The organism is Streptomyces sp. NPDC047085, from assembly GCF_040643735.1.
GTDB lineage: Bacteria > Actinomycetota > Actinomycetes > Streptomycetales > Streptomycetaceae > Streptomyces.
The window spans coordinates 617697-641992 of sequence record NZ_JBEYUW010000002.1 but is presented as its reverse complement, the minus strand read 5'-3'; the positions used below and the strand labels follow the sequence as shown (position 1 = coordinate 641992).

Sequence of the window (24296 nt, the reverse complement as noted above, 5' to 3'; positions counted from 1 at the left end):
GTCACGGTGTGGGCGGTCTCCACGGTCACCATGCTCGTCCTGGCGGGCCTCCTGCCCGACTTCCAGCTCCAGTCCGCCGACGGTGACAGCGCCACCCGCATAGGCGTCACCGCCGCGTGCGGCGCCGGGGCCTTCGGCGTCCTGTCGGCCGTGGTCTGGCCGCTCCTGGTCCGGCTGCTGCTGCTCGTACCCGCCCTCGTGCTCGGCCTGCTGGTCTTCTTCCTCAACGGCTCGCTGCTGCTGGTCGCCCTGCGCGTCAATCCCTCCGGCCGGGGCGAGGTGGCCCCGGAGACCGCCGTCATCGTCGCCGCCGTGATGTCCGCCGTCGCCTCGGCCACCGGCGCCGCCCTCGCCGTGCGCGACGACGACGCCTACCGCCGGCGCCTGCTGCGGCTCGCCGACCGCCGCCGCAGATCCACCCCGCCCTGCCCGGACACCCCCGGCATGGTCTGCGTCCAGCTGGACGGCGTCGGCCACGACGTCCTCGACGCCGCCGTCCGCAAGGGCCTCATGCCGACCGTCGCCCGCCTGCTGGCGACGGGCGACGGGGCACGGCCCACCCACCGGCTGACCCCCTGGCGCACCGACTGGTCCAGCCAGACCGGCGCCAGCCAGCTCGGCATCCTGCACGGCAGCACCTTCGACGTGCCGGCCTTCCGCTGGTACGAGAAGGACCGGGGCGAGGTGATGGTGTGCAACCGCCCCACCAGCGCCGCCGAACTCCAGCGCCGCGCCATCGCGCACACCGGCGACGGGGGACTGCTCACCGTCGACGGCGCCAGCCGGGGCAACCTGTTCAGCGGCGGCGCCGGGGAACAGGCCCTCGTGCTCTCCATCGCGACCCGCCGCCGCGGCCGGGACTACCGGTCCCGCGCCGGTTACTTCGCCTACTTCTCCGACCCGGCCAACGCGGTCCGCACCGCCCTGTCCTTCGTCGCCGAGGTCGCCCGCGAGATCGGCCAGTCCACCCGCGCCCGGATCCGGAAGCAGCGCCCCCGGGTGAGCCGCGGCGGCCTCTACCCCTTCGTGCGCGCCTTCGCCACCGTCGTCGAACGGGACGTCGTCGTCGCCGCGGTGATGGGCGACCTGCTCGCCGGCCGCACCGCCATCTACGCCGACCTGGTCGGCTACGACGAGGTCGCCCACCACTCCGGGCCGCACAGCGGGGACGCCGAGAAGGTCCTGCAGCGCCTCGACCGCTCCCTCGCCCTCATCGAGAAGGCCGCCGAGCACGCCCCGCGCCCCTACCACCTGGTGATCCTGTCCGACCACGGCCAGAGCCCCGGGGAGACCTTCCGCGCCCGCTACGGCCTCACCCTCGCCGACCTGGTCCGCGCCGGCTGCGGGCTGCCGGTGCCGCGCCGGGCCGAACGCACACACAGCGGGGCCGAGGCCCGCGCCGCCGTCCGCGCCGCGCTGCGCCGACCGGTCGAGGAGAAGGACGGACAGCACCGGCCCGTGCCCCGCTCGGAACCCGTCGTGCTCGCCTCCGGCAACCTCGGCCTGGTCTCCTTCCCGGACGTCCACCACCGGATGAGCAAGGAGGAGATCGACGCCCGCCACCCCGCCCTGCTCACCACCCTCGCCAACCACCCCGGCATCGGCTTCCTGCTGGTGCGCAGCGAGGAGCACGACGGTGTGCTGCTCGGCCCGTACGGCACCGAGATCCCGCTGGCCGAGCTGGACGAGAGACCGGGACCGCTGGCCCGTTTCGGCCCCGGCGCCGCCGACGCCGTCCGCCGTACCCACTCCTTCCCGCACACCGCCGACATCATGGTCAACTCCGTCCACGACCCCGCCGACGGCGAAGTCCTCGCCTTCGAGGAGCAGATCGGCTCCCACGGCGGTCTCGGCGGCGCCCAGTCCCGCCCGTTCCTGCTCTCCCCGCTCACCCTGTCCGAACCGGCCGGGGACGGGGCGGAGCTGTCCGGCGCCGAGCACGTGCACGACGTCCTGCACCGCTGGCTGCGCGAGACGAACGGCCCCCAGGTGCCGCTCACCGAGGAGCCCGAGGAGTCTGCTGAGGCCGAGGAGGAGCGCGCCGCCTGAGGGCCGAGCGCCGGTTGTTCACCCTCCGTGGGCCGGTCCGCAGGGTGCGGGGGGCCCGGATGTGATCGGATGGGGACCACAGGACCCGGATACGGCATCACACGCGAAAGGAACCATCGTGGCCACCACGCGCACCGCACACACCGTCTGGGAAGGCAACCTGCTCGAGGGCAGCGGCGTCGTCAGTTTCGACTCCTCCGGCATCGGCGACCAGCCGGTGTCGTGGCCGTCGCGCGCCGAGAAGGCGAACGGCAAGACCAGCCCCGAGGAGCTGATCGCCGCCGCCCACTCCAGCTGCTTCTCCATGGCCCTCTCGCACGGCCTGGCCGGCGCCGGCACCCCGCCCACCCGCCTGGAGACCAAGGCCGACGTCACCTTCCAGCCGGGCGAGGGCATCACCGGCATCCACCTCACCGTCCGCGGCACGGTCCCGGGCCTGGACGAGGACGGCTTCCGGTCGGCGGCCGAGGACGCCAAGAAGAACTGCCCGGTCAGCCAGGCCCTGACCGGCACGACCATCACGCTGACGGCCGAACTGGCCTGACGCCCGCACGTACGTCCCCGGATGCCGCGCCCCGCAAGGGGCGCGGCATCGCCGTTCGTTCTTACACGCACTGCTCAACGCTGTTCGTGCACGCACTGCTCACCGCTTGCGTGCCACGCCCGCGATCACCGGCACCGCGCCCTCCTTCGCGGCGGCCTCGTCCTCCGCCTCGGGACGCCAGTCCAGGACCGGGCACACTCCCGGCTCGAGCAGATCCAGACCGGCGAAGAACCGCCCGAACTCCGCAGCCGTGCGCGGGAAGAACGGGGTGCCGCTCGTGCGGAAGAAGTCGGAGACGCGCTCGATCGCCGGCGGGTCCAGCTCCGGGCTGACCTGGGAGAGCACCAGGAAGCTGCCGGGGGCGAGCGCGTCGACGTACCCGGCGAGCAGGTCGTAGGCGTCGTCGTCCAGGTAGTGCGTGAGGGCCACCAGCGAGAGCGCGACCGGCTGTTCGAGGTCGAGGGACTCGGCGGCGAGCCGCAGGATCGTGTCCGGGTCGCGGACGTCGGCGTGCACGTAGTCGGTGCTGCCCTCGGCGGTGCCGGTCAGCAGCGCCTGGGCGTGCCGCAGCACGATCGGGTCGTTGTCCGCGTACACCACCCGCGCACCGGACGCCACGCCCTGCGCGACCTGGTGCAGGTTCGGCTCGGTCGGGATGCCGGTGCCGATGTCCAGGAACTGGCGCACGCCCTGCTCGGCGAGCGTGCGCACCGCCCGGTGCATGAACCGCCGGTTGGCCTTGGCACCGCGCACGGCCGTGCCGTCGACCGCGAGGATCCGGCGGGCCAGCTCCTCGTCCACCGGGTAGTTGTCCTTGCCGCCCAGCCACCAGTCGTACACGCGCGCAGGGTGCGGCCTGCTGGTGTCGACGGTCGTGGGCGCGGTCTCGGAACCGGTCATGCGCTGTGTGCTCCTCAGGTGTCACAAGGGGTTGTGGACGGTGGCGCGGAACAGAAGGGGCGCGGGGACGTCAGGGTCAGGGGCCGGGGGTCACAGATTCTCGCGGTACTCCCGCAGGATCTTCTGGGTGCGGCGTGCAGACGCCGCCCGGGCCGTCATGTGGTCCAGCACCTCCAGGTGCGCGGCCACCTCCTGGCGGGAGTCCAGATAGAGGGCGCCGGTCAGATACTCGGTGAACACCATGTCCGGCAACTCCGGCTCGCCGAACCGGAACAGCGTGAACGGCGCGTACGTCCCCGGGTGCGGGCCGGCCGCGAACTCGGCGAGCTGGAGGGTGATCCGGTCCCGCTCGGCGTACTCCAGCAGCCGGTCCAACTGCTCGCGCATCACCTCGCCGCGCGTGCTCACCGGCCGCCGCAGCACCGTCTCGTCCATGATCACCCACAGGTGCGGCGGATCGCTGCCCTCCAGCAGCCGCTGCCGCTCCATGCGCAGCGACACATGCCGCTCGACCGACTCCCGGCCGGTCTGCCCTATGGTCCCGGCCTCCAGCACCGCCCGCGCGTACGCCTCCGTCTGCAGCAGACCGGGCACGAAGTGCGGCTCGTAGGAGCGGATGATCCGGGCGGCTCCCTCCAGGCTCACGTACAGGCTGAACCAGTCCGGCAGCACGTCGTGGAACCGCTGCCACCAGCCCGGCTGGTTCGCCTCCTCGGCCAGCCGCACGAACGCCCCGGCGTCGTCCTCGCCCACCCCGTAGGCGGACAGCAGCACCTGCACGTAGGGGATCTTCAGCGCGACGTCGGCCATCTCCATCCGCCGTACGGTCGCCGACGCCACCCGGAGGACCTTGGCGGCCTCCTCACGGCTGAGGCCGGCCGCCTCCCGCAGCTCCTGCAACCGTTTGCCGAGCACCACCTGGCCCACGGTGGGCGCGGCCCGCCGCTCACTCACGCCACGCCCTCCCCTACGCGCCGTCGTACCCGGGCAGTCTGCCATGCGACGGCCGTGTCGCACACGTGGTCGAGGAGGGACGTTCGGCGTCCCCGGCCTCAACCGGCCAGCGTGTGCAGGTACTTGGTGGTCGCCGGGTCCGCCGGCAGGAACGTCTCGATGGCGAGTTCGGCGACCGTCACGTCCATCGGCGTGTTGAAGGTGGAGATGGACGACACGAACGACAGGATCCGGCCGTCGTGTTCGATGCGCAGCGGCAGCGCGAAGTACGGCACCGGTTCGGCCGGTTCGTCGCCCGGCGCGTCCTCGGGAACCGGATACGCGGACACCTCCTCGTACAGGGCGCGCAGTTGGTCCGAGCGGTGCAGGGCGATCTCCCGCTCCATCTGCGCCAGCAGATGCCCGCGCCACTCGCGCAGATTGCGGATGCGCGGCGCGAGACCCTCCGGGTGCAGGGTGAGCCGCATCGCGTTCGGCGCCGGAGTCATCAGCTTGTCCGGAACGCCCTCCAGCAGCATCGTGATGCCCCGGTTCGCGGCGACGACGGTGTAGGAGGCGTCGACCACCAGCGCGGGGTAGGGCTCGTAGCCCTGGATGAGGCGCTCCATGCCGTCGCGCAGCGCGTCCAGCGCCGGATCGTCCAGCGGGGTCTCCGGGTAGTGCGGGGCGTAACCGGCCGCGAGCAGCAGGGCGTTGCGCTCGCGCACCGGCACGTCCAGATGCTCGGCCAGCCGCAGCACCATCTCCTCGCTGGGCCGGGACCGGCCGGTCTCGATGAAACTGATGTGCCGGGCCGAGGAGTCGGCGCGCAGCGCCAGCTCCAGCTGGGAGATCCGGCGCCGCTCCCGCCAGGAGCGCAGCAGCGGGCCGATGCCCTTGTCGGCCTTGTCGTTCCTGGCTGCGGGGGCGGTGGCGGATGCGGAGGGGCCGGTCGCGACAATGGTCATACGGACGACCGTAGTCGACCCGTCCGCCGAACGACCGAAACCGGGCACCTGAGTGACGACCGAAACCGGGCACCGCAGTGCACCGGAGTGACGACCGGAACCAGGCACCGGAGTCACGGCCGCGACCAGGCACCGGAGTTGAGGAGCACACCCATGAACCAGCCGTGGAAGTCGTCCTGGGAGGCGGCGGCGGTGTACCGGGCCAGGGTCCGCGGCTGCCTGCTCGGCGGGGCCGTCGGCGACGCCCTCGGCTTCCCCGTCGAGTTCGCCTCCCTCGACCGGATCCGCTCCCAGCACGGCGAGCGAGGGGTGACCGGTCTCGTGCCCGGCGCACACGGCGTGACCGGCCGGATCAGCGACGACACGCAGATGACCCTGTTCACCGTCGAGGCCCTCGTCCAGGCCCATGCCCGGGAGCGGCAGAAGGGGATCGGCGGCGGCTGGGCCCTGCTGCTGCGCCAGGCGTACGAGCGGTGGCTGCAGACCCAGTCGAAGCCGGGCCCCGAGGCGGCCGAACCGCAGCCCGCCGCCGGTCTGCTCGCCGAGGCCTGGCTGTACTCCCGTCGAGCCCCGGGCAACGCCTGCCTGTCCGGGGTCGCCCAGATGTACGCCCCCGACCCCCAGCTCCCGCTCGACGGCAGGCCGGGGCAGGTCAACCCGGACTCCAAGGGCTGCGGCGCGGTGATGCGCTCGGCCCCGTTCGGCCTGGTCAACACCCCTGAGGGGGCCTTCGCGATGGCGGCACGCGGCGCCCAGATCACCCACGGCCACCCCACCGGCTACTACGCGGCGGGCGCCCTCGCCGCGATCGTGGCGCATCTCGTCAGCGGCGATTCCCTGGAGGGTTCGGTGCTGCGCACCCTGCGGCTCCTGGAGCGCCACCCCGGGCACGAGGAGACCTCCGCCGCCCTGCGCGAGGCCCTCGACCTGGCAGCGCAGGGAGCGCCGACCGCGGAGCAGGCCGAGTCCCTCGGCGCGGGCTGGGTCGCCGAGGAGGCCCTCGCGATCGGCGTCTACTGCGCCCTCGCCGAGCCTCGCGTCGAGGACGCCCTGCTGCTGTCCGTCAACCACTCGGGTGACAGCGACTCCACCGGTTCGATCTGCGGCAACCTGCTCGGCGCCCGGCACGGCGACGTCGGCCTTCCCCACACCTGGGTGGAGCGGGTGGAGGGCCGGGCCCGCATCGCCGCACTGGCGGACGACCTCGCGGCGGAGTGCGCGCGGGACTGAACGTGGCAGGCTGAACGGGTACCCGCCCGCCCCGAAGGGAGACCAGCCATGGCCGTCGAACCGCTGTCGCAGAAGGAGATCGAGGACCGGCTGGCAGAGCTTCCCGGCTGGGCGCTGGAGGGGGACCGGCTCACCCGCACCTACCGGCTCGGCTCGCACTTCGCCGCGGCCACGCTGGTCCTGCACATCGCGGCCGTCCAGGACGAGCTGGACCACCACTCCGACCTCACCCTCGGCTACAACACCGTCCGGCTCAGCGTGAACACCCACAGCGCGGGCGGCGCCGTCACCGGGAAGGACTTCGAACTCGCCCGCAGGGTGGAGGACATCGCCCCAGGTCACGCGGCACACTGAGGCGTGTGCTCGACTACGACAAGGAAGCCGACGCCTACGACGCGTCCCGCGGCGGCGAGCCGCGCGCCGAAGCCGCCGCACAAGCCGTCCTCGGCCTGGTCCCCGACCGGCCGGGCCGTCTCCTCGACATCGCCTGCGGCACCGGCATCGTCACCCGGTGCCTGGCCGCCTCCCGCCCCGGTCTGCGGGTCACGGGCGCGGACCTCGCCCCCGCCATGACCCGCATGGCCGCCGCCCGACTGCCCGGCGCGATCCTGCGCGCCGACAGCCGTCGGCTGCCCTTCGCCGAGGCCACGTTCGACGCGGTCACCAGCATCTGGCTGCTGCACCTGCTGTCCGACCCCGCCGACGTCCGCGCCGTCGTCGCCGAGTGCGCCCGCGTGCTGCGGCCCGGCGGGGTCTACGTCACCACCGTCGACAAGGCCGCGGCGCACGATGTGGGCAGCGACATCGACGCCGTCCTCGCCTCCCGCCCGCGCCGCCCCGCCCGCGACGCCGCCGAAGTCCTCACGGACCACGCGGCCGAGCACGGGCTGCGGCCCGCCGGGCAGGCCGCCTTTCCCGGCCTCGGCCAGGGCCGCAGCCCCCGCTCCACCATCGCCGATCTGCGGCGCGGCTGGTTCACCGTGCTGCCGCCCGGCGATCCGCGCACCGAGGAGTTCGCCGCGCTCCTGGCCCGCCTCCCGGACCAGGACCGCCCGCGCCCGGACCCCGTCTTCCGCGTCCGCGCCTTCAGGAAGCCGGCGTCCGGCTGAAGTCCATCGTCCAGTTGGTCACCCAGGTCTCACCGCCGTCCACCGAGAACGCCTGCTCCCAGTGGGCACCGGTCGGGGAGGCCCCCGACCAGACGAACCGCACCCGCACGTCCTTGCCGTCGTGTCTGTCGTCGCCGTGGAACTCGCCGCGCAACTCGCCGCGGGCTCCCGCGAAGCGGCCGGTCACGGGCGGGAAGAGCTTGCCGGTGCGGCTGGCGGACCAGTTCAGCGACCACTGCTCGGTCTCCCGGTCGAAGAGCCGCAGCGTGAGGCCCTTGGCGCCGAGGTGGGGCATGTCGATCTCGTCGATGTTCGCGGCGCCGTCGAACAGTGGCCGGCAGTGGCTCGTGGCGGGGAACTCCTCCCAGTCGCTGCCCGGGTCGAGGAAATTGGTGCGGCGACGGTTGAGGACCCGCCACGAGCCGTGGAGGAAGTCGAAGTCGTGCGGGCTGCTCATGAGCGGTCTCCTGTCGATCCCTCGGGCAGGCTGTCGGTCAGGTAGGCGTCCAGGTCGGGGACTTCGGCGGCGAGCAGGTGCCGTACCCAGGCGTCCCGTTCGTGCAGGATCGGCGGCAGTTCCCAGACACAGCCGATCCACGGCAGGTCCGGCCTGACGAAGTGCGTGGGATCGCGGTCCGGACAGCCCAGCACCGGCTGGCCGGCCGCGGCGCCCCGGAAGTGCAGCACGTTGTCCCACACCCAGCTGTACGCGTTGAGATAAGCGCCGTCGTCGCCGCCGCGGTGCAGCACGACGAACGTCGCCGGCGGCGTCCCGTCCGGCTCCGGCAGCAACTCGGGCAGGATCGCGTACGCCGCCTTCGCCACGTCGGGCGCGATGCCCGCCGGGTCGGCGGTGACGTGGTAGCGCTTGACGTGCCGCCCGGCCACCTCGATCGGCGGCGGCACGGTCAGCAATTTCTCTCGGAAGACCATGAACGCGACGCTAGGCCCGCTTCACTGACATCCTGTGTCAGTGAAGTCCAGCCGACTCGTCTCGATCCTGCTCCTGCTCCAGACCCGGGGCCGAATGACCGCGGCCCAGCTCGCCGAGGAGCTGGAGGTCTCGGTCCGCACGGTCTACCGGGACGTGGAGGCGCTCGGCGCGGCGGGCGTCCCGCTGTACGGCGACGCGGGTCACGCGGGCGGCTACCGCCTCCTCGACGGCTACCGGACCCGACTGACCGGTCTCACCGCCGACGAGGCCGAGGCCCTCTTCCTCGCCGGTGCCCCCGGCCCCGCCGCCGAGCTGGGTCTCGGTCCGGTCCTCGCCGCCGCCCGGCTCAAGGTCCGCGCCGCCCTGCCCGAGGAACTGCGCGCCCATGCCGACCGGATCAGCGGCCGTTTCCACCTCGATGCCCCCGGCTGGTACGCGGACACCGACGAGGTGCCGCATCTGACGGCGGTGGCGGCCGCGGTCTGGCACAGCCGGGTGCTGCACGTCCTGTACCGCCGGTGGGCCGAACCCACCGATGTGGAACGGCGCCTGGAGCCGTACGGACTGGTGCTCAAGGGGGGCCGCTGGTACGTCGTCGCGGGCCCGGGCCCGCGCACCTTCCGCGTCGACCAGATCCTCCGGCTCACCACCTCCGACGAGGAGTTCGTCCGCCCCCTCGACTTCGACCTGGCCGCCTACTGGACGGCGTACCAGCGGGACTTCCACGACCGGCTGTACCGCGCCGAGGCGCTGGTCCGGCTGGCACCGGGGGTGAAGCTGCCGAGGGCGTTCGACGGGCGTACGGACCACGACGGCTGGACCGTCGCCAGGGTCCCGGTCGAGTCCGTCGAGCACGCCCACGGGGAGTTCCTGCGCCTGGGTACGGACATCGAGGTGCTGGAACCGGCCGAGCTGCGCGAGAAGATCGCCCGGACGGTGACGGAACTGGCCGAGAGATACGGCGGCGTGGCGAAAGGCTGTGACGACTGAGAGGCTGACCCGTCCGTGAACACCATCGCCGGCTGGTGTCGCCGTGGATGACGCCCCGGCCGTTGGTCGAGACGTACACCCGGCCGTAGATCCGCGGGTCACCCGTGATGGCGGCGCCCGTCCAGCCCTACTGGTGGGCGTCGTCGTTGATGCGCATCCAGGTCGCTCCCTTGTCCGTGGAGCGGAAGATGCCGCGTACGCCGCCGATCTTCGCGCTGGTGTAGAGGGTCTGGTACGAGGCGCCGCTCGCCGCCTCCCGAAAAGTCCGTTCCCGCGAACCAGTTGGCGCCGTTGTCCGTCGAGAACGCGATGTGTGGGCCGGAGTCGAGATCGCCGACGCGGACCACGGTGTTCGGGTTGGTCTCGGCGAAGTCCAGGCTGGTGGTCGTGGTGAACGCGGGGGAGGTGTACATCTCCCCACGGGAGAACGGGAAACCCGCACGCCGCTGTCGCAGGACACCGGCGCGGTGAGCGTCCGCCGGGGTCAGCCCTCGCCGAGGGCCAGGCCCCGGCGGATCGCGCGCTCCACCGGCGAGTACGCCCCGTCCGGGCGCTCCAGCTCGTACGGCACCGCCGGGTGCAGCGGGGGCTGCGCCATGAAACGGGGATGCGTGCCGTGGTGCGGCTGGGCCGCGTGCACCAGGAACGGATGGCAGAGGTAGACGTCGCCGGGACGGCCCGTGGCGTGGGCGAGCGGCCGGTGTCCGGAGGCGGCGTCCACCAGGGGGCCCAGCTCCAGGAACGACGCGCCCGCCTCGCCGTACGGCGCGATGATCCGGGGCACGTCCAGATGCGAGCCGACCCGGATCCGGGTCGGGGCGTCGGCCTCGGTGACCTCGCTGAACAGGAACAGCATCAGCAGGGCACGGTCCCGGGAGCGCAGGTTGGTGTGGTAGTGCGCGGCGCCCTCGGGCAGGTAGCTGCCTTCGATGTGCCAGCCGGTGTCGCCCGGCTCCTCGGGGTGCGGGAAGCGCAGCGGAAAGGTGCCCAGCGAGTAGCGGGGCTCCCACCGGCCCTCGCCGACGAGCGCGTCGAACGCCTCATGCAGGGCGGGGGAGTTGGCCGCCGCGGCGAACGGCCCCTGCGCCAGCCCGTTGATCCGCACCACCGGATCCTTCCAGGTACCGGGGTCGTCGGGGTCGTATCCCGTCTCCTGCCACAGCCGACGTGCGCAGTCCTCGGCCACGCGGGGCGGGAACGCGCCCTCGATCTTCACGAAGCCGTCGGTCAGGAACCGTTCCACCAGTCCGTCGTCCATCGGACCATCGTCGATCACCGGCGGGCTCGGCAGCACCTGGTTTTTTGCCGCTCCCGTTTGCCGTACCGGCAACATGGCTGGCCCGCGGCCGGTGCGCCGTCGCACGCTGACGGCACACCGACGAGAGGCTGAACACCATGGCGCACGAGGACCACGACCACCACCGGCAGCGGCACGGTCACGGACACGGGCACGCGCACGGCACGGACCTCGACTGGTCCGAGATGGGCCCCCTGCTGGAGACCCAGGCGGAGCTGTTCACCCCCGTCTACGAGCGGGCCATGGCCTGGCTGGCCCGCGAGGTGACCGAGCCGGGGCTGATCGTGGACGCGGGCAGCGGGCCCGGAGTCGTCGCGTGCCTGTTCGCCGAGGCCTTCCCCGGGGCCCGGGTCGTGGCCGTCGACAGCGCCGCACCGCTGCTGGAGCGGGCCCGCGCCCGCGCCGCCCGCCTGGACGTGGCCGACCGCTTCGACACCCTCGCCGGTGAACTGCCGGATGTCCTGACCGAGTTGGACTATCCGGCCGATCTGCTGTGGGCCAGCCGCAGCCTGCACCACCTCGGCGACCAGCGGGCCGGGCTCGCCGCGTTCGCCGACCGGCTGGCCCCCGGCGGCACCCTCGCCCTTCTCGAAGGCGGCCTGCCCTCCCGCTTCCTGCCCCGCGACATCGGCATCGGACGGCCCGGCCTGCAGGCCAGGCTGGACGTGGTGCAGGAGGAGTGGTTCGCCAGGATGCGGGCCGACCTGCCCGGCTCCGTCGCCGTGACCGAGGACTGGCCGGCGCTGCTGACCTCCGCCGGCCTGAAGCACACCCGCACCCGCAGCTTCCTCCTCGACCTCCCCGCCCCGGCGTCCGACCGCGCCCGCGCCTACGTCGCCGCCTCCCTCACCCGCCTCCGCGAAGGCCTCGCCGACGACCTGGACGCCGAGGACCGGGCCACCCTGGACCGCCTCCTCGACCCCGCCGACCCGGCGAGCGTGCACCGGCGACCGGACGTGTTCGTCCTGGGCGCCTACACCGTGCACACGGCGGTCCGCCCGGCCTGACGTATCCGGGGCGGCGGGTGCGCGTGCGGATGCTCAGCACCGGCCCGGCCGCGCGTACACGCTCACCCGCGCGCCTCGCACCGTCCGCGTCCGGCACTCCTCGAAGTGCGCGGCGAGCACCCGCTCCTTCACCGCCTCCCGGAGGTTCGCGTCGAGGGGCTGCCCGGCGGGGTCCCGCAGGACAACGACCCGCCGGGCGGCGAGCATCCGGGCGCGGACGACCGACGGCGGTGCCTCCGTGCCGTACAGCGTGCCGGAGTCGTCGGGGGTGCGCTCCAGGGCGAGGTCGCGCAGACCGGACACCGCCCGCGGGTCGACCAGCGACCACACACGACGCCGGCCCGGCAGGTACAGCACCCCGTCGGCGCGGCCGCCGGACGCCCGGACGGCGGTGGCCACGGCGCTCACGTCGTCGAGACGGCTGGCCGGGGTGCGCAGGTACAGGGTGACGGGCACCAGCGCGGCCAGCGCCGCCCCGGCGGTGAGCACGGCTCCCGCCCGGAGCGCGCCGCCGCCCCGCAGCAGCCGGTCCAGTGCCGCGCCGACCAGCAGCGCCGTCCCGGCCTGGCCGTACAGCACGTACCGGTCGACGTAGAGCGGCTTGACCAGGGACACCAGCATCAGCAGCAGCCCCGGCAGCACGCACAAGGGGAGGGCGAGAGCGACCAGACTCCCGCCCAGGACGGGGGTGGCCTCGCCCCGGCCGGATGCGCCGCCGTACCGACCGGGTGTGCCGGCGCCCCTTCCGGGCCCGGGTGTGCCCACGGCCTTACCGGGCCCGGGTGCGCCCACGCCCTTCCCGGGCCCCGGTGTGCCCACGGCCTTACCGGGCTCGGGCATGCCCACGCCCTTTCCGAGCCCGGGTATGCGCCGTCCCGACAGCAGCGCGGCGCAGGCCGCTGCGAGCAGGGCGACCCCGGCGAAGCCGAGCAGCGATCCGGCGCCGAGGCCGCCGATCCAGGCGACCTGCTCCGACTGGCGCGCGCTGCACACGGCCAACGGCACGACGCCGGCCGTCACCGCACCCGCGGCCCGTGCCCACCCGCGCCGGGCCGCCCGGGGCACGGCCAACGCATGCGCGGGGAGCACCAGCACGGCGAACTCGTGCAGCAGACAGGCCGTCCACAGGACGGCCGCGTAGCCGGCCCAGGCCCGCACGGTCCGCACGTCCGCCGCGCGGACCAGCAGATACGACGCCCAGATCACCAGCACGCAGACCACCGCATACGACCTGCCCTCCTGCGCGTACCGCTGCACCGGCGGCAGCAGCCCGAACACCACCCCCGCGAGCAGCCCCGCCCGCGGTCCCGCGAGCCGCAGCCCGAGCAGGGCGAGCAGCCCGGCCGCCGCCGCGGTCGCCAGCACCGACGGCAGCCGCAGCACCAGCAGCGGATCGGCGGTGCCGAAGACGCGGACGAGCCGGAAGAGGCCGTGCATCAGCAGGTAGTACAGGCCGTGCACCGCGTCGGCGTGCTCCAGGGTCCGGCCCAGGTCCGGCAGCGAGCGGCGCGCCATGTCGTACGTCACCGCCTCGTCCCGCCACAGGCTGCCGGCACGCCGGACCCGCCACAGACCCAGGGCGAGTGAGAGCAGGACGGGGACGAGCACGGCGAGCACGGGGAGCGGACGGGCCCGGCGCGGGACGGCCGGCGGGGCGGGCGGGCGCGGTGTGCCGGGAATCTGGACGGTGGCGATGACGGACTCCGGTGCGGGTCGGGAGGGCGCGGCCCCGCGAGGAGGGCGCGCCGGGGTACACCCCCGAGTCCAGGCGCCGGACCGTTGATAGGCAGCCCCCGCCCGGCCCACCGATCAATCGCCGCACGGGCGTTGTCAGGCCGTAGCGTGGAAGCCGTTCACAGTCGACGGGGGAGACGTTGCATGGGGCGCCGGGAGAAACCGCTGGATCCGGGGGCGGGGGCGGTGCAGCGGTTCGCGTACGCCCTGCGCAAACTGCGCGACGAGGCGGGCACCCCGACCTATCGCGCCATGGCGGCACGGGCCGGCTACTCCGGCCCCACCCTGTCCGCCGCGGCCGCCGGCGAGCGGCTGCCCACGCTGCCCGTGCTCCGCGCCTACGTCACCGCCTGCGGCGGCGACACCGAGGAATGGGAACGCCGCTGGCACGCGGCCGCCGCCGAGGCCGCCGCCACCCCCGCCCCCGACGACGAGGCCGAGGGCCCCTATCCGGGGCTCGCCCGGTTCGACACCGCGGACCGGGAGCACTTCCACGGCCGCGACGACCTGATCGCCGAACTCGCCGCCCTGACCCGTCGCACCCGCGTCTGCGCCGTCGTCGGCGCCTCCGGCAGCGGCAAGTCGTCCCTGCTGCGCGCCGGACTGATCCCCGAACTCAGCGGCAGCACCGACCCAGCCGTGCGGCCCGCCGCGATCCGCGTCCTCACCCCCGGTCCCCACCCGGCCCGCACCCACGAGGCCCTGTTCACCCCGCACGACGGTCCCGGCGACACCGTCCTCGTCGTCGACCAGTTCGAGGAGGTCTTCGCGCTGTGCGCGGACCCGGACGAACGCGCACTGTTCCTCGGCCGGTTGCTCGCCGCACTCGACCCCGCGTCCCGGCTGCGCGTCGTCCTGGCCGTCCGCGCCGACTTCTACGGCCGCTGCGCGGACCACGCCGAACTGGCTCACGCGCTCCGCGACTCCACGCTCCTGCTCGGACCGATGACCGAGCGGCAACTGCGCGAGGCGGTCGTACGGCCCGCCGCCGCGCACCGGCTCGTCGTCGAACGCGCCCTGAGCGCCCGGATCGTGGCGGACGTCGCCGGTGAGCCGGGCGGACTGCCGCTGATGGCCCACGCCCTGCGCGAGGTCTGGCGCCGCCGTACCGCCAAGACGCTCACCCTCGCCGCGTACGAAGCCATCGGCGGAGTCCGGGGAGCGGTCGCCCACACCGCCGAGGACGTCCACGCCCGCTGCACCGAGGCCGAAACCACCGCTCTCCGCGCGCTGTTGCTGCGCCTGGTCAGCCCCGGCGACGGCACCGAGGACACCCGCCGTCCGGCCGACCGCACCGAACTCGACACGGACGACACCACCACGCGCGTCCTCGAACGCCTCGTCCGCGCCCGCCTGTTGACCGTCGACGGCGGCACGGTCGACCTCGCCCACGAGGCCCTCCTGCACGCCTGGCCCCGGCTGCGCGGCTGGATCGACACCGACCGCGAACGCCTGCGCACCCACCGCCGCCTCACCGAAGCCGCCCGGGCCTGGGAGGGGCTGCAGCGGGACCCGGGCGCGCTGTACCGAGGCGTGCGGCTCGCCGAGGCCCGAGAGCTGTTCCACGAGCGGCCCGCCGCACGGGACCTGAACCGGTTCGAACGCGAGTTCCTCACGGCGAGCGTCGAGTCGTACGAACGCGGCCGACGCGGTGCCGCACGGGCCGCGCGCCGGCTGCGCGGGCTCGTCGTCGCGCTCGCGGTGCTGCTCAGCGCGGCCCTGGTCACCGGCGCGGTCGCCTGGCGGCAGAGCGGGGTCAGCGCCCGGCAGCGCGACGAGGCCGAGGCCCGCCGGGTCGCCGCCTACGCCGCCGCCCTGCGCGGCACCGAACCCCGCACCGCCATGCGTCTCGCCCTCGCCGCCTGGCGCACCGCCGACCTGCCCGAGACCCGGCAGGCCCTGCGCGCCGCCGCGGCACAGAGCGAACAGGACGTGTTCACCGTCCCCGAGGAGGGCGGCCGCTCGCTCAACGCGCCCTCCTGGCTCAGCTCCGACGGCCGCGTCCTGACGACGGTGGCGCACGACCGGGCCGTGCAGTGGGACGTGCGCACTCACCGCCGTGTCCGTGCCGTACGACATGACGGGCTGTCCGCGGGCGTGAGCGCGGTCAGCGACGACGGCCGGCTGATCGCCTACCGCGGCCCGAACCACCGGGACATGGTCATCGCCGACCTGACGGACGGCAGCACTCACCGCCTCGGCACCGGCTCCTGGACCGACACCGACGGCACGTTCGGGCCGAGCGGCCGCACCTACCTGTTACGACGCCAGACGGCAGGCGAGCACGCGACGCTGGAACTGTGGGACATCGGCAGACAGCGCGTCCTGCTCCGCTACGACCGGGCCGACCCTGACGGCCCGCTGCCCGTGCTCAGCCCCGACGAGCGCCACCTCGCCTGGTGCACCGGCCATAACAGGCGGCTGCGCGTCCTCGACGTCGCCGAACGGCGCCCGGTGACCGTCCCGGTCCCCGCGGCGACCGAGCGGTCGCTGTGCCGGGGCGACGAGCTGACCTTCACCTCCGACGGCCGGGCCGTGGCGACCGTGGCCTCCGACGCGGTCGTGACCTGGGACTTCCACACCGGCCGGGAACGCCCCCGGCTGCCCCTGCCGGGCGGCACGGCCGTGGAGTTCGTCGGTGACTACGCGCTGACCTGGACCGCGCACTCCTCCCTCGCCCTGTGGCGCACGGACCTGCCGGCCCCCGCCGACGACGGTCCGCGCCAACCCCTGCTCACCGTCCCCCTCGCCACCCCGTCCCTCACGGGGCTGCGCCTGGACCTCGCCGACGGCGTGCTGCGGTACGAGGAGCAGTCGCGCACCCCGGTCGTGGGCACCGTCGCGCTGCACGGACTCGTGGGCGGTGGGTGGCGGGAGAAGGCGGTGACCCGGGCCGCCTTCGACCGGCACGGCCGGCCCGTGCGGCCGGGTCCGCCGCCGACCGGGGAACGCCTGGCCGTCGATCCGTCCGGCCGTCTCGCCCTGACCGCCGACGGCACGCTCGTCGATGCCGCAACGGGCAGGCGCCGCACGGGCGTCGGGGGCGTGACGGGGGAGGACCTTCTGGTCGCGGGCGCCTTCAGTGCCGACGGAAGGTACGCCGCGGTCGCCGACTTCCGGGGCCGGGTCACCCTGTGGGACGCGCGGAGCTGGCGCCGGACCGCCGTGCTGCGGACGGCCGGCTCCACGACGCAGCGGACGGCCCTGGCCTTCCCGGCCGACGGCTCGCTGGTCACGGCCGGAGCGCCGGACGGGTCCGTCGAGGTGTGGGAGACGGCTTCACCGCGCCTGCCGGCGGCGCGGCTGCCGGTCGGGGACGGGCCGGTCCTGGCCTTCGGCTTCCCGCCCGGTGACGTCGAGGACCTGCACGTGGCGACCGCTCATCTGGCGGACCGTACGAGCCCGTTGGCGCCGGCCCGGGCCGCGGCGACGGTGTGCGCGCGGGCCGGGAGGGGACTGACCGAGGTGGAGTGGCACCGCTACCTGCCCTCGGTGCCCTACCTCCGCACCTGCGGCCGACCTTGACTTGGAGTCCTCTCGAAGTGATGGACTCGCTTCGATCACCGACACACGGGGGTCACCGACACACAGGGGGACACCATGAACGATGCTCCGGTCGCGCTCATCACCGGTGGCGGCAGCGGCATCGGCGCCGCCGTCGCACGGCAGTTGCTGGCCGCGGGACACCGGGTCACCGTCACGGGGCGCGGGGAGCAGCGCCTGCGGGAGTTCGCGGACGGTCTGGGCAATCCCGCCGAGCTGCAGACGGTCGTCGGCAGCGCGTCGAGCTTCGACGACGTACAGGACGCCGTCGACCGAACGCTCAAGGCGTACGGCCGACTCGACACGGTCGTCGCCAACGCCGGCTTCGGCACGCACGACACCGTCGCCGAGGGCGACCCGGCCGGCTGGACCGAGATGGTGCTCACCAACGTCCTCGGCCCCGCCCTCCTCATCCGCGCCTCCGTCGACGCGCTGAAGGAGACCGGCGGCCGGATCGTGCTGATCGGCAGCGTCGCCGGGTTCGTGAACACTCCGGGCAACATCTACGGCGCCACCAAGTGGGCGGTCACCGGCCTCGCCGAGAACACCCGGCGCCAGGTCACGGAGTTCGGCATCGGCGTGACGCTGGTCGCCCCCGGCCGGGTGGAGACCCCGTTCTGGGACAGCTACGGCAGCCTGCCCCCGGGGCACCTCCTGACCGCGGACCAGATCGCCGACTCGGTGGTCTGGGCGATCCGGCAGCCGGCCGGGGTCGACGTCAACACCATGGTCGTACGTCCGCTGGGTCAGCCCAACTGACGGACGGACGGCGTCAGTTGTTGGCGAGGAACTGCTTGGCCAGCTGGTCCCCGAGGGAGACGGCCGCGCTGTGGCTCTCGATGGGGGAGACCTTGGAGTTCTTGAACAGGATGTACGTCACGCCGGAGTCGGTCCCGCCCGTGGCCGGGTCGGGGTCTATGCCGAGGGCCTTGGCGGTGGCGTACGAGGCCTCGCCGATGATCTTCGTGGGGCCGGTGTCGCCGACGACGGCGTACTCGACCTTGTTGTTGTAGATGACGGCGACGACACCGCCGCCCTTGATGCCGGCTCCGGAGTAGTTCCAGATGCTGCTGGAGCTGGGCACCACGACGTACGGCAGGGACTCGGCCCGCAGGGGCTTGCCGTCGGACTGGTGGAAGGCGGTGTCGGCCTGGAACCAGGGGTCGCGGTTCTCGTTGCAGTTGGTGGTGCGCTGGCCGTCGCAGTCGATGTCCATGTCGGCCTTCCAGAAGACCGCGCCGTTCTTGCCGCAGACGGGGACGGTGGCCGAAGTCTCGTCGTCGGTCTTGTACTTGCCGTGGGAGATCTGCGAACAGGATGTGACCTTGGCGAGCAGGTCGGCGGCGCTGACCGTGCCCTCCTGGGCCGAAGTCGGGGCGTTGCCCGGGGAGTTGCCGGAGGCGCTCGCGGGGAGTACTCCGGCGGCGAGCAGAGCGGCCCCGGAGGCCGCGGCGAGGGTCAGTGAACGAAGGCGCACTGTGGGGGACCCTTCTGTTAGGAAAGTTTCCTTACCGGGTGCCGTACAAGGTGGCGCTTTCCACATGCCCTCGTCAAGACCTGGAGGGCAAGTCAGGAGCGTCCCTCCGGGTGAGCCGTGACTCCGGTTCTGTTTTGCGGGGTTCTCTCCCCGGGACAAGACTGGTCATGTGGAGGTGGGAGGCGAAACGTGATGTTCGTACGCACCATCTATGCGACCGGTGACCCCGCGAAGATCGACATCGCCATCAGAGCGCTCAACACGGGAGGCCGGGAACTGCTCGAGGAGCGTCCCGGATACCGGGGAGCCGGCGTCTTCGTGGACCGGGAGCTCGGCAAGCTGCTCGGGATGAGCTGGTGGGACTCGGTGGAGGCACGGCGCAACAGCGACCAGGTGATGCGTGAGCACCGCGGGGACCTGCTGGAGCCGTTCGCGGGCACGCTGACGGTGCAGAACTTCGAGGCGGTGGTCCACCACGTGGTCCAGCCGCCCAGGATCGGCGGCGGACTGCGCGTCACCCGAGTCGAGTTCGAGCCGGGTGACGCCGACCTGATCGCCGAGACCTTCCGGTCGACCGTGGTCCCGCGGCTGGAGACCCTGCCGGGTCTGGCCAGGGCGGGCCTGCTCATCGACCGGGAGCGCGGTGTGGGTCAGGCCGGCATCCTGTTCGTCGACCGGGAGTCCATGGCGGCGGCGCGGGGCGGCCAGGCGGCCGCCCGGCACGAGGGCGCGGCCAAGGCCCATGTGAACGTGGTCGGTCTGGAGGAGTTCGAGGTCGTCCACGCGGACGCGTGACGCGACCGACGTACGGCACAGGGCCCTGTGCCGTACGGGCCACACGGCCCTGTGCCGTACGGGCGCGGGCGTCAGCCCACGTCGAACGTGGCCGGGTCCGGGCCGAGGCGCCGGTCCTCGTTCAGCGCGCCGAGCGCCCCGAGGTCCTCGGCGTCCAGGCTGAAGTCGAACACCTCGATGTTCTCCTTGATCCGCGAGGGCGTCACGGACTTCGGGATCACGATGTTGCCGAGCTGGATGTGCCAGCGCAGCACGACCTGCGCCGGAGTGCGGTTGTGCTTCTGCCCGATGGCGATGATCGCGGGCACCTCCAGCAGGCCCCTGCCCGAGCCGAGCGGCGACCAGGCCTCCGTGCGGATGCCCTGTTCGGCGTGGAACTCGCGGGCGGCGTGCTGCTGCAGGTGCGGGTGCAGCTCGATCTGGTTGACCGCCGGGATGACCGAGGTCTCCTCGATCAGCCGCCGCAGGTGCTCGGGAAGGAAGTTGGACACGCCGATCGCCTTGACGCGGCCCTCGGAGTACAGCTTCTCGAACGCCTTGTAGGAATCGGTGTACTTGCCCCGGGACGGCAGCGGCCAGTGGATCAGGTACAGGTCCAGATAGTCGAGCCCCAGCTTCTCCAGCGACGCGTCGAAGGCGCGCAGCGTGGAGTCGTATCCCTGGTCGCTGTTCCAGAGCTTGGTGGTGACGAAGATGTCCTCACGGGGCACGCCGGAGGTGGCGATGGCCTTGCCGGTGCCCACTTCGTTGCCGTAGATCGCCGCGGTGTCGATGCTGCGGTACCCGGCCTCGAGCGCCGTGACCACGGCCCGCTCGGCCTCGTCGTCCGGCACCTGCCAGACACCGAAGCCCAGCTGGGGCATCTCGACGCCGTTGTTGAGGATGATCGGGGGGACCTTGGTGCTCACGAGCCTCTTGATCCTTCGGTTGTCGACAGGTGGTACTCCCAATCGTCAACGATCACGGCCCGTCACGCATTCCAGACGCGCGGTCCGGTCCGAGCAGCTGGGCACCTACCTGGGCAAGCCGACCGACCGGTGATCCGGTCTTCGGAGACCGGATCGGCCGGGCACGTCGGCTGATCGGCCGTCAGGCCCGGTAGAGGGCCTCGACCTCGCGCTCGTACGCCTTCTCGATCGCCTTCCGCTTCAGCTTCAACGACGGCGTCAGCAGGCCGTGTTCCTCGGTGAAGGGCTGCGCCAGGATGCGGAAGGTGCGGATGGACTCGGCCTGGGAGACGAGGGTGTTGGCGGCGACCACCGCCCGCCGCACCTCCGTCTCCAGGTCCGGGTCGCGCACCAGGTCCGCCGCGCTCAGCTTCGGTTTGCCGCGCATCTGCAGCCAGTGCTCCACGGCCTCCTGGTCGAGGGTGACCAGGGCAGCGATGTAGGGGCGGTCGTTGCCGACGACGATGCACTGGTTGACCAGCGGATGGTCGCGGACCCGCTCCTCCAGCACACCGGGGGAGACGCTCTTGCCGCCGGAGGTCACCAGGATCTCCTTCTTGCGACCGGTGATCGTCAGATAACCGTCCTCGTCGAGGGAGCCGAGGTCGCCGGTGGCGAGCCAGCCGTCGTGCAGGGTCGCGTCGGTGGCCTTCTGGTTGTTGAGATAGCCCTGGAAGACGTTCTCCCCGTGCAGCCAGATCTCCCCGTCGTCCGCGATGTGCACGGTCACCCCCGGGATGGCCTGGCCGACGGTGCCGTAGCGGGTGCGCTCGGGCGGGTTGGCGGTCGCGGCGGCCGTCGACTCGGTCAGGCCGTAGCCCTCGTAGATCTGCACGCCCGCGCCCGCGAAGAACAGCCCGAGCCGGCGGTCCATCGCCGAACCGCCGGACATCGCGTTCCGGATGCGGCCGCCCATCGCCGCACGGACCTTCCCGTACACGAGCTTGTCGAACAGCTGGTGCTGCATCCGCAGACCCGCCGACGGCCCCGGCCCGATGCCCCACGCCTTCGCCTCGACGGCCTCGGCGTACTTCACCGCGATCTCGACCGCCTTCTCGAACGGCCCCGCCTTCCCCTCCTTCTCCGCCTTGCGCCGGGCCGCGTTGAACACCTTCTCGAAGATGTACGGCACGGCCAGGATGAACGTCGGCCGGAACGCGGCCAGGTCCGGCAGCAGGGCGGCCGCGTGCAGCTGCGGCTGGTGCCCGAAGCGCACCCGGCCGCGGATCGCGGCGACCTCCACCATCCGCCCGAAGACATGCGCCAGCGGCAGGAACAGCAGGGTGGAGGCCTCGTCGCCCTTCTTCGAGTGGAACACCGGCTCCCAGCGCTCGATGACGTTGTCCGCCTCGAACATGAAGTTCCCGTGCGTGAGCACGCAGCCCTTGGGGCGGCCGGTGGTGCCCGAGGTGTAGATGATCGTGGCGATCGAGTCGGGGGTGACGGCCTGCCGGTGCCGGTGGACCACCTCGTCGTCCAGGTGCGCGCCGGCGTCGTACAGCTCCTGCACACAGCCCGAGTCCAGCTGCCACAGCTCCCGCAGCTGCGGCAGGCGGTCGATGACGGTGGCGATGGTCATCGCGTGGTCCTCGTGCTCCACGATCGCCGCCGTGCACTCGGCGTCGTACAGCATCCAGAAGCACTGCTCGGCCGAGGACGTCGGATAGACCGGCACCACCTGGACGCCGATCGTCCACAGCGCGAAGTCGAAGAGGGTCCACTCGTAGCGGGTGCGGGACATGATGGCGACCCGGTCGCCGAAGCGGATGCCGCGGGCGAGCAGACCCTTGGCGAGGGCGAGGACCTCGTCGCGGAACTCCGCGGACGTCACGTCCCGCCATTGACCGGCCTCGTCCTTGCGGCCCAGGGCGACGTGCAGGGGATCGGTCCGGGCATGGTCGAAGACGACATCGGCCAGGCCGCCCACCGGCGGCGCCGACGTCATCGGAGGGTTGGTGAACTCGCGCAAACCTCGCTCCCCGTTCCTCGCTTTTCGGTCACGCCCGCGATGCTCCGCACAGCGCCGTGAAAGCTACCCCACCCGCCTGCCGGGCGGGAGGGGTACGGAAACCGACCAAATCTCGCCTTCTGCCCGCCCCGGTGCCGGAAAATGCCCGCACATGGGGAAGGGACGGACACAATACTGACGGGTCAGTAAGTTTCGGAACCGTAATCTCCACCGAATCTGTACGACCCGGTTACGGCCCCCGGCTCTGTCCGTGCAGGGCGCATGGCGGGCACACGGCGGGCACACGGGTGGTCCGGCGGCGGTCCGCGCAGGCGAGGGCGGCCCCGCCAAGCGCCGGGACCGCCCTGTCATGCCCTGTGTCACCGCTGGTCACCCGCGCGGCGCCACCGCCTTCTCCGCGACCGGCCCCGCCGCCGGCCCGGCCGCCTGCCCGGCCGCGGGCCGAGGCGTGCGCACCAGCAGCAGCACCAGGCACCCGGCGGCGATCCCCGTGAGCCCCGACACCACCAGCGCGCCGTCGAGACCCGAGGCGAACGCCTCCCGCAGCACGTGGTCCGGGAAGGCGCCGTGCAGCGCCCCGGCCCCGCCGCCGGCCAGCGCGTGCGCGGCCCCGTGCGGCAGCGACCCGTCCATCCGGGACGTCAGAACGGTCCCGAAGACGGCGACCCCGAGCGCGTACCCCAGCTGCCGGACCGTGTTCACCGCGCCGCCCGCCATCCCGGACCGCTCCGGCGGCACCGCCGCCAGCGCCGCCCCGCCCACGGTGGGCGACACGAACCCGGTGCCCACGCCCACCAGCACGAACCCCGGCACGAGGGCCGCCCAGCCGGACCCCGTGTCCAGCACGGCCTGGCAGAGGTTCCCCGCGCCGATCAGCAGCAGCCCGCCGCCGATGGTCAGCCGGGTCGGCGCGCCGTGCAGCAGCTTCCCCACCAGGACGGCGACGATCATCGCCGCGACCGTCAGCGGCAGCAGCGTGAGCCCGCCGCGCACCGGGCTCATGCCCAGCAGCGTCTGCATCCAGATCGACACGTACGGCGTCACCCCGAACGCCACCCCGTTGAAGGCGAACGCCCCCGCCATCACGCCCACGAACGTGCGCCTGCGCAGCAGCGCGAGATCGAGCAGCGGATGCGCCGCCCGCCGCTCCACCAGCACGAACACCAGCAGCGCCAGCGCCGCGCACCCGAACGAGGTGAGCGTCGCGGGCGCGGTCCAGCCGTCCTCCCCGGCCCGCACCACCGCGTACGTCACCCCGCCCGCGAAGGCGGCGAAGGCGGCCGTACCCGCCCAGTCCACGCGCATGCCCCGCGGCCCCCGCGACTCCGGCACCACACGCAGCGTCAGCCACACCTCCACCACGCTCACCGGCAGATTCACGAAGAAGATCCACCGCCAGCCGGGCCCCTCGGCCAGCAGACCGCCGAGTATCGGGCCGACCGCCGCGGCCCCGCCGCTCACCGCGCCCCACACGCCGAGCGCCACCGACCGCTGCTGCCCCTGGTACACCGAACCCAGCAACGGCAGCGTCGTCGCGAACATCGCCGCCGCGCCCACACCCTGCAACGCCCGCGCGGCCACCAGCAGCTCCGGCCCGGACGTCAGCCCGCACAGCAGCGACGCCACCGCGAACAGCACCACCCCGGCCACATGCACCCGGCGCCGCCCCAGAATGTCCGCGGCCGCGCCCGCCCCCAGCAGCAGCGCGGCGAGCGCGAGCGCGTACCCGTCCACCACCCACTGCAGATCACCCAGCGACGCGTGCAGCGCGCCGGCCATGTCCGGCAGCGCGACCACCACGATCGTCACGTCCAGCAGCAACATGAACGTGCCCAGGCACACGGCCGTGAGCGTCCCCCACCTGCGCATC

Annotated in this window: 21 protein-coding genes and 1 pseudogene; 10 read left to right on the top strand and 12 right to left on the bottom strand. The window is 73.1% G+C overall.

The annotated features are described in order from the left end of the window. Positions 1-6 precede the first annotated feature (6 nt). Both ABZ865_RS08530 and ABZ865_RS08525 read left to right on the top strand, forming a co-directional pair. Entirely contained in the window at positions 7-2049 is a 2043-nt protein-coding gene (locus ABZ865_RS08530) for an alkaline phosphatase family protein (RefSeq protein WP_361225925.1), read from the top strand. 118 nt (positions 2050-2167) lie between these two features. After that, complete coding sequence (locus tag ABZ865_RS08525) at positions 2168-2593, top strand: OsmC family protein (protein ID WP_361225923.1); 426 nt, start codon at positions 2168-2170, stop codon at positions 2591-2593. A 99-nt stretch (positions 2594-2692) separates the two neighbouring features. Here the strand turns inward: ABZ865_RS08525 and ABZ865_RS08520 are convergent, their stop codons facing one another. The 3 genes from ABZ865_RS08520 to ABZ865_RS08510 form a co-directional block, all read right to left on the bottom strand. After that, on the bottom strand, positions 2693-3493 hold the full coding sequence (locus ABZ865_RS08520; RefSeq protein ID WP_361225920.1) for an SAM-dependent methyltransferase: 801 nt from the start codon (positions 3491-3493) through the stop codon (positions 2693-2695). Positions 3494-3583: 90 nt separating this feature from the next. Beyond that, on the bottom strand, positions 3584-4447 hold the full coding sequence (locus ABZ865_RS08515) for a helix-turn-helix transcriptional regulator (RefSeq protein ID WP_361225917.1): 864 nt from the start codon (positions 4445-4447) through the stop codon (positions 3584-3586). Between the two features lie 98 nt (positions 4448-4545). After that, positions 4546-5394 (bottom strand): helix-turn-helix transcriptional regulator, encoded by an 849-nt coding sequence (locus tag ABZ865_RS08510; RefSeq protein ID WP_361225914.1) that lies wholly within the window; start codon positions 5392-5394, stop codon positions 4546-4548. 153 nt (positions 5395-5547) lie between these two features. Between ABZ865_RS08510 and ABZ865_RS08505 the strand changes: the two genes are divergently transcribed. The 3 genes from ABZ865_RS08505 to ABZ865_RS08495 are packed head-to-tail and all read left to right on the top strand — an operon-like array spanning position 5548 to position 7733. Continuing rightward, positions 5548-6624: an ADP-ribosylglycohydrolase family protein gene (locus ABZ865_RS08505; protein ID WP_361225910.1), complete on the top strand. Its 1077-nt coding sequence runs from the start codon at positions 5548-5550 to the stop codon at positions 6622-6624. Positions 6625-6672: 48 nt separating this feature from the next. Beyond that, complete coding sequence (locus tag ABZ865_RS08500; RefSeq protein WP_361225907.1) at positions 6673-6978, top strand: 4a-hydroxytetrahydrobiopterin dehydratase; 306 nt, start codon at positions 6673-6675, stop codon at positions 6976-6978. A gap of 5 nt (positions 6979-6983) precedes the next feature. After that, the gene (locus ABZ865_RS08495) at positions 6984-7733 is read left to right on the top strand and encodes a class I SAM-dependent methyltransferase (protein WP_361225904.1); all 750 of its coding nucleotides are present in this window, start codon (positions 6984-6986) and stop codon (positions 7731-7733) included. Here the strand turns inward: ABZ865_RS08495 and ABZ865_RS08490 are convergent. Both ABZ865_RS08490 and ABZ865_RS08485 read right to left on the bottom strand, forming a co-directional pair. Next, positions 7711-8190, bottom strand: coding sequence for a hypothetical protein (locus ABZ865_RS08490; RefSeq protein WP_361225901.1), 480 nt, complete (start codon positions 8188-8190; stop codon positions 7711-7713). The two genes, ABZ865_RS08495 and ABZ865_RS08490, sit on opposite strands and share 23 nt — an antisense overlap. Then, positions 8187-8666 carry a hypothetical protein gene (locus ABZ865_RS08485; protein ID WP_361225898.1) on the bottom strand — a complete coding sequence of 160 codons (480 nt, stop codon included), beginning with the start codon at positions 8664-8666 and terminating at the stop codon, positions 8187-8189. Before ABZ865_RS08485 ends, ABZ865_RS08490 begins: the two co-directional genes overlap by 4 nt. A gap of 40 nt (positions 8667-8706) precedes the next feature. On the opposite strand from ABZ865_RS08485, the gene ABZ865_RS08480 reads away from it, so the two are divergent. Then, a complete protein-coding gene (locus ABZ865_RS08480) occupies positions 8707-9657 on the top strand; it encodes a YafY family protein (RefSeq protein WP_361225896.1) in 951 nt (316 codons plus the stop codon). Between the two features lie 31 nt (positions 9658-9688). On the opposite strand, the pseudogene ABZ865_RS08475 reads toward ABZ865_RS08480, so the two are convergent. Both ABZ865_RS08475 and ABZ865_RS08470 read right to left on the bottom strand, forming a co-directional pair. Continuing rightward, positions 9689-10070: pseudogene (locus ABZ865_RS08475) on the bottom strand (hypothetical protein); the annotation flags it as partial. Between the two features lie 71 nt (positions 10071-10141). Continuing rightward, positions 10142-10915, bottom strand: coding sequence for a phytanoyl-CoA dioxygenase family protein (locus tag ABZ865_RS08470; RefSeq protein WP_361225893.1), 774 nt, complete (start codon positions 10913-10915; stop codon positions 10142-10144). Between the two features lie 137 nt (positions 10916-11052). Here ABZ865_RS08470 and ABZ865_RS08465 point away from each other — a divergent pair, with 137 nt between their 5' ends. Further along, positions 11053-11961: a methyltransferase gene (locus ABZ865_RS08465; RefSeq protein ID WP_361225891.1), complete on the top strand. Its 909-nt coding sequence runs from the start codon at positions 11053-11055 to the stop codon at positions 11959-11961. Between the two features lie 33 nt (positions 11962-11994). Here ABZ865_RS08465 and ABZ865_RS08460 read toward each other — a convergent pair whose 3' ends face one another. Further along, positions 11995-13569 carry a glycosyltransferase family 39 protein gene (locus ABZ865_RS08460; RefSeq protein WP_361225888.1) on the bottom strand — a complete coding sequence of 525 codons (1575 nt, stop codon included), beginning with the start codon at positions 13567-13569 and terminating at the stop codon, positions 11995-11997. 270 nt (positions 13570-13839) lie between these two features. On the opposite strand from ABZ865_RS08460, the gene ABZ865_RS08455 reads away from it, so the two are divergent. Both ABZ865_RS08455 and ABZ865_RS08450 read left to right on the top strand, forming a co-directional pair. Continuing rightward, positions 13840-17220 carry a hypothetical protein gene (locus ABZ865_RS08455; RefSeq protein ID WP_361225885.1) on the top strand — a complete coding sequence of 1127 codons (3381 nt, stop codon included), beginning with the start codon at positions 13840-13842 and terminating at the stop codon, positions 17218-17220. Positions 17221-17295: 75 nt separating this feature from the next. Continuing rightward, a complete protein-coding gene (locus ABZ865_RS08450) occupies positions 17296-17997 on the top strand; it encodes an SDR family oxidoreductase (protein ID WP_361225882.1) in 702 nt (233 codons plus the stop codon). 13 nt (positions 17998-18010) lie between these two features. On the opposite strand, the gene ABZ865_RS08445 is transcribed toward ABZ865_RS08450, so the two are convergent. Next, the gene (locus tag ABZ865_RS08445) at positions 18011-18715 is read right to left on the bottom strand and encodes a glycoside hydrolase family 75 protein (RefSeq protein WP_361225879.1); all 705 of its coding nucleotides are present in this window, start codon (positions 18713-18715) and stop codon (positions 18011-18013) included. Between the two features lie 192 nt (positions 18716-18907). Between ABZ865_RS08445 and ABZ865_RS08440 the strand changes: the two genes are divergently transcribed. Then, positions 18908-19510 (top strand): hypothetical protein, encoded by a 603-nt coding sequence (locus ABZ865_RS08440; RefSeq protein WP_361225876.1) that lies wholly within the window; start codon positions 18908-18910, stop codon positions 19508-19510. A 71-nt stretch (positions 19511-19581) separates the two neighbouring features. Here the strand turns inward: ABZ865_RS08440 and ABZ865_RS08435 are convergent, their stop codons facing one another. From ABZ865_RS08435 to ABZ865_RS08425, 3 genes are all read right to left on the bottom strand, one after another. Continuing rightward, the gene (locus tag ABZ865_RS08435; RefSeq protein WP_361225873.1) at positions 19582-20418 is read right to left on the bottom strand and encodes an aldo/keto reductase; all 837 of its coding nucleotides are present in this window, start codon (positions 20416-20418) and stop codon (positions 19582-19584) included. Between the two features lie 181 nt (positions 20419-20599). Continuing rightward, on the bottom strand, positions 20600-22426 hold the full coding sequence (locus ABZ865_RS08430; protein ID WP_361225871.1) for an AMP-dependent synthetase/ligase: 1827 nt from the start codon (positions 22424-22426) through the stop codon (positions 20600-20602). Between the two features lie 369 nt (positions 22427-22795). Beyond that, the gene (locus ABZ865_RS08425) at positions 22796-24295 is read right to left on the bottom strand and encodes an MFS transporter (protein WP_361225868.1); all 1500 of its coding nucleotides are present in this window, start codon (positions 24293-24295) and stop codon (positions 22796-22798) included. Position 24296 lies beyond the last annotated feature (1 nt).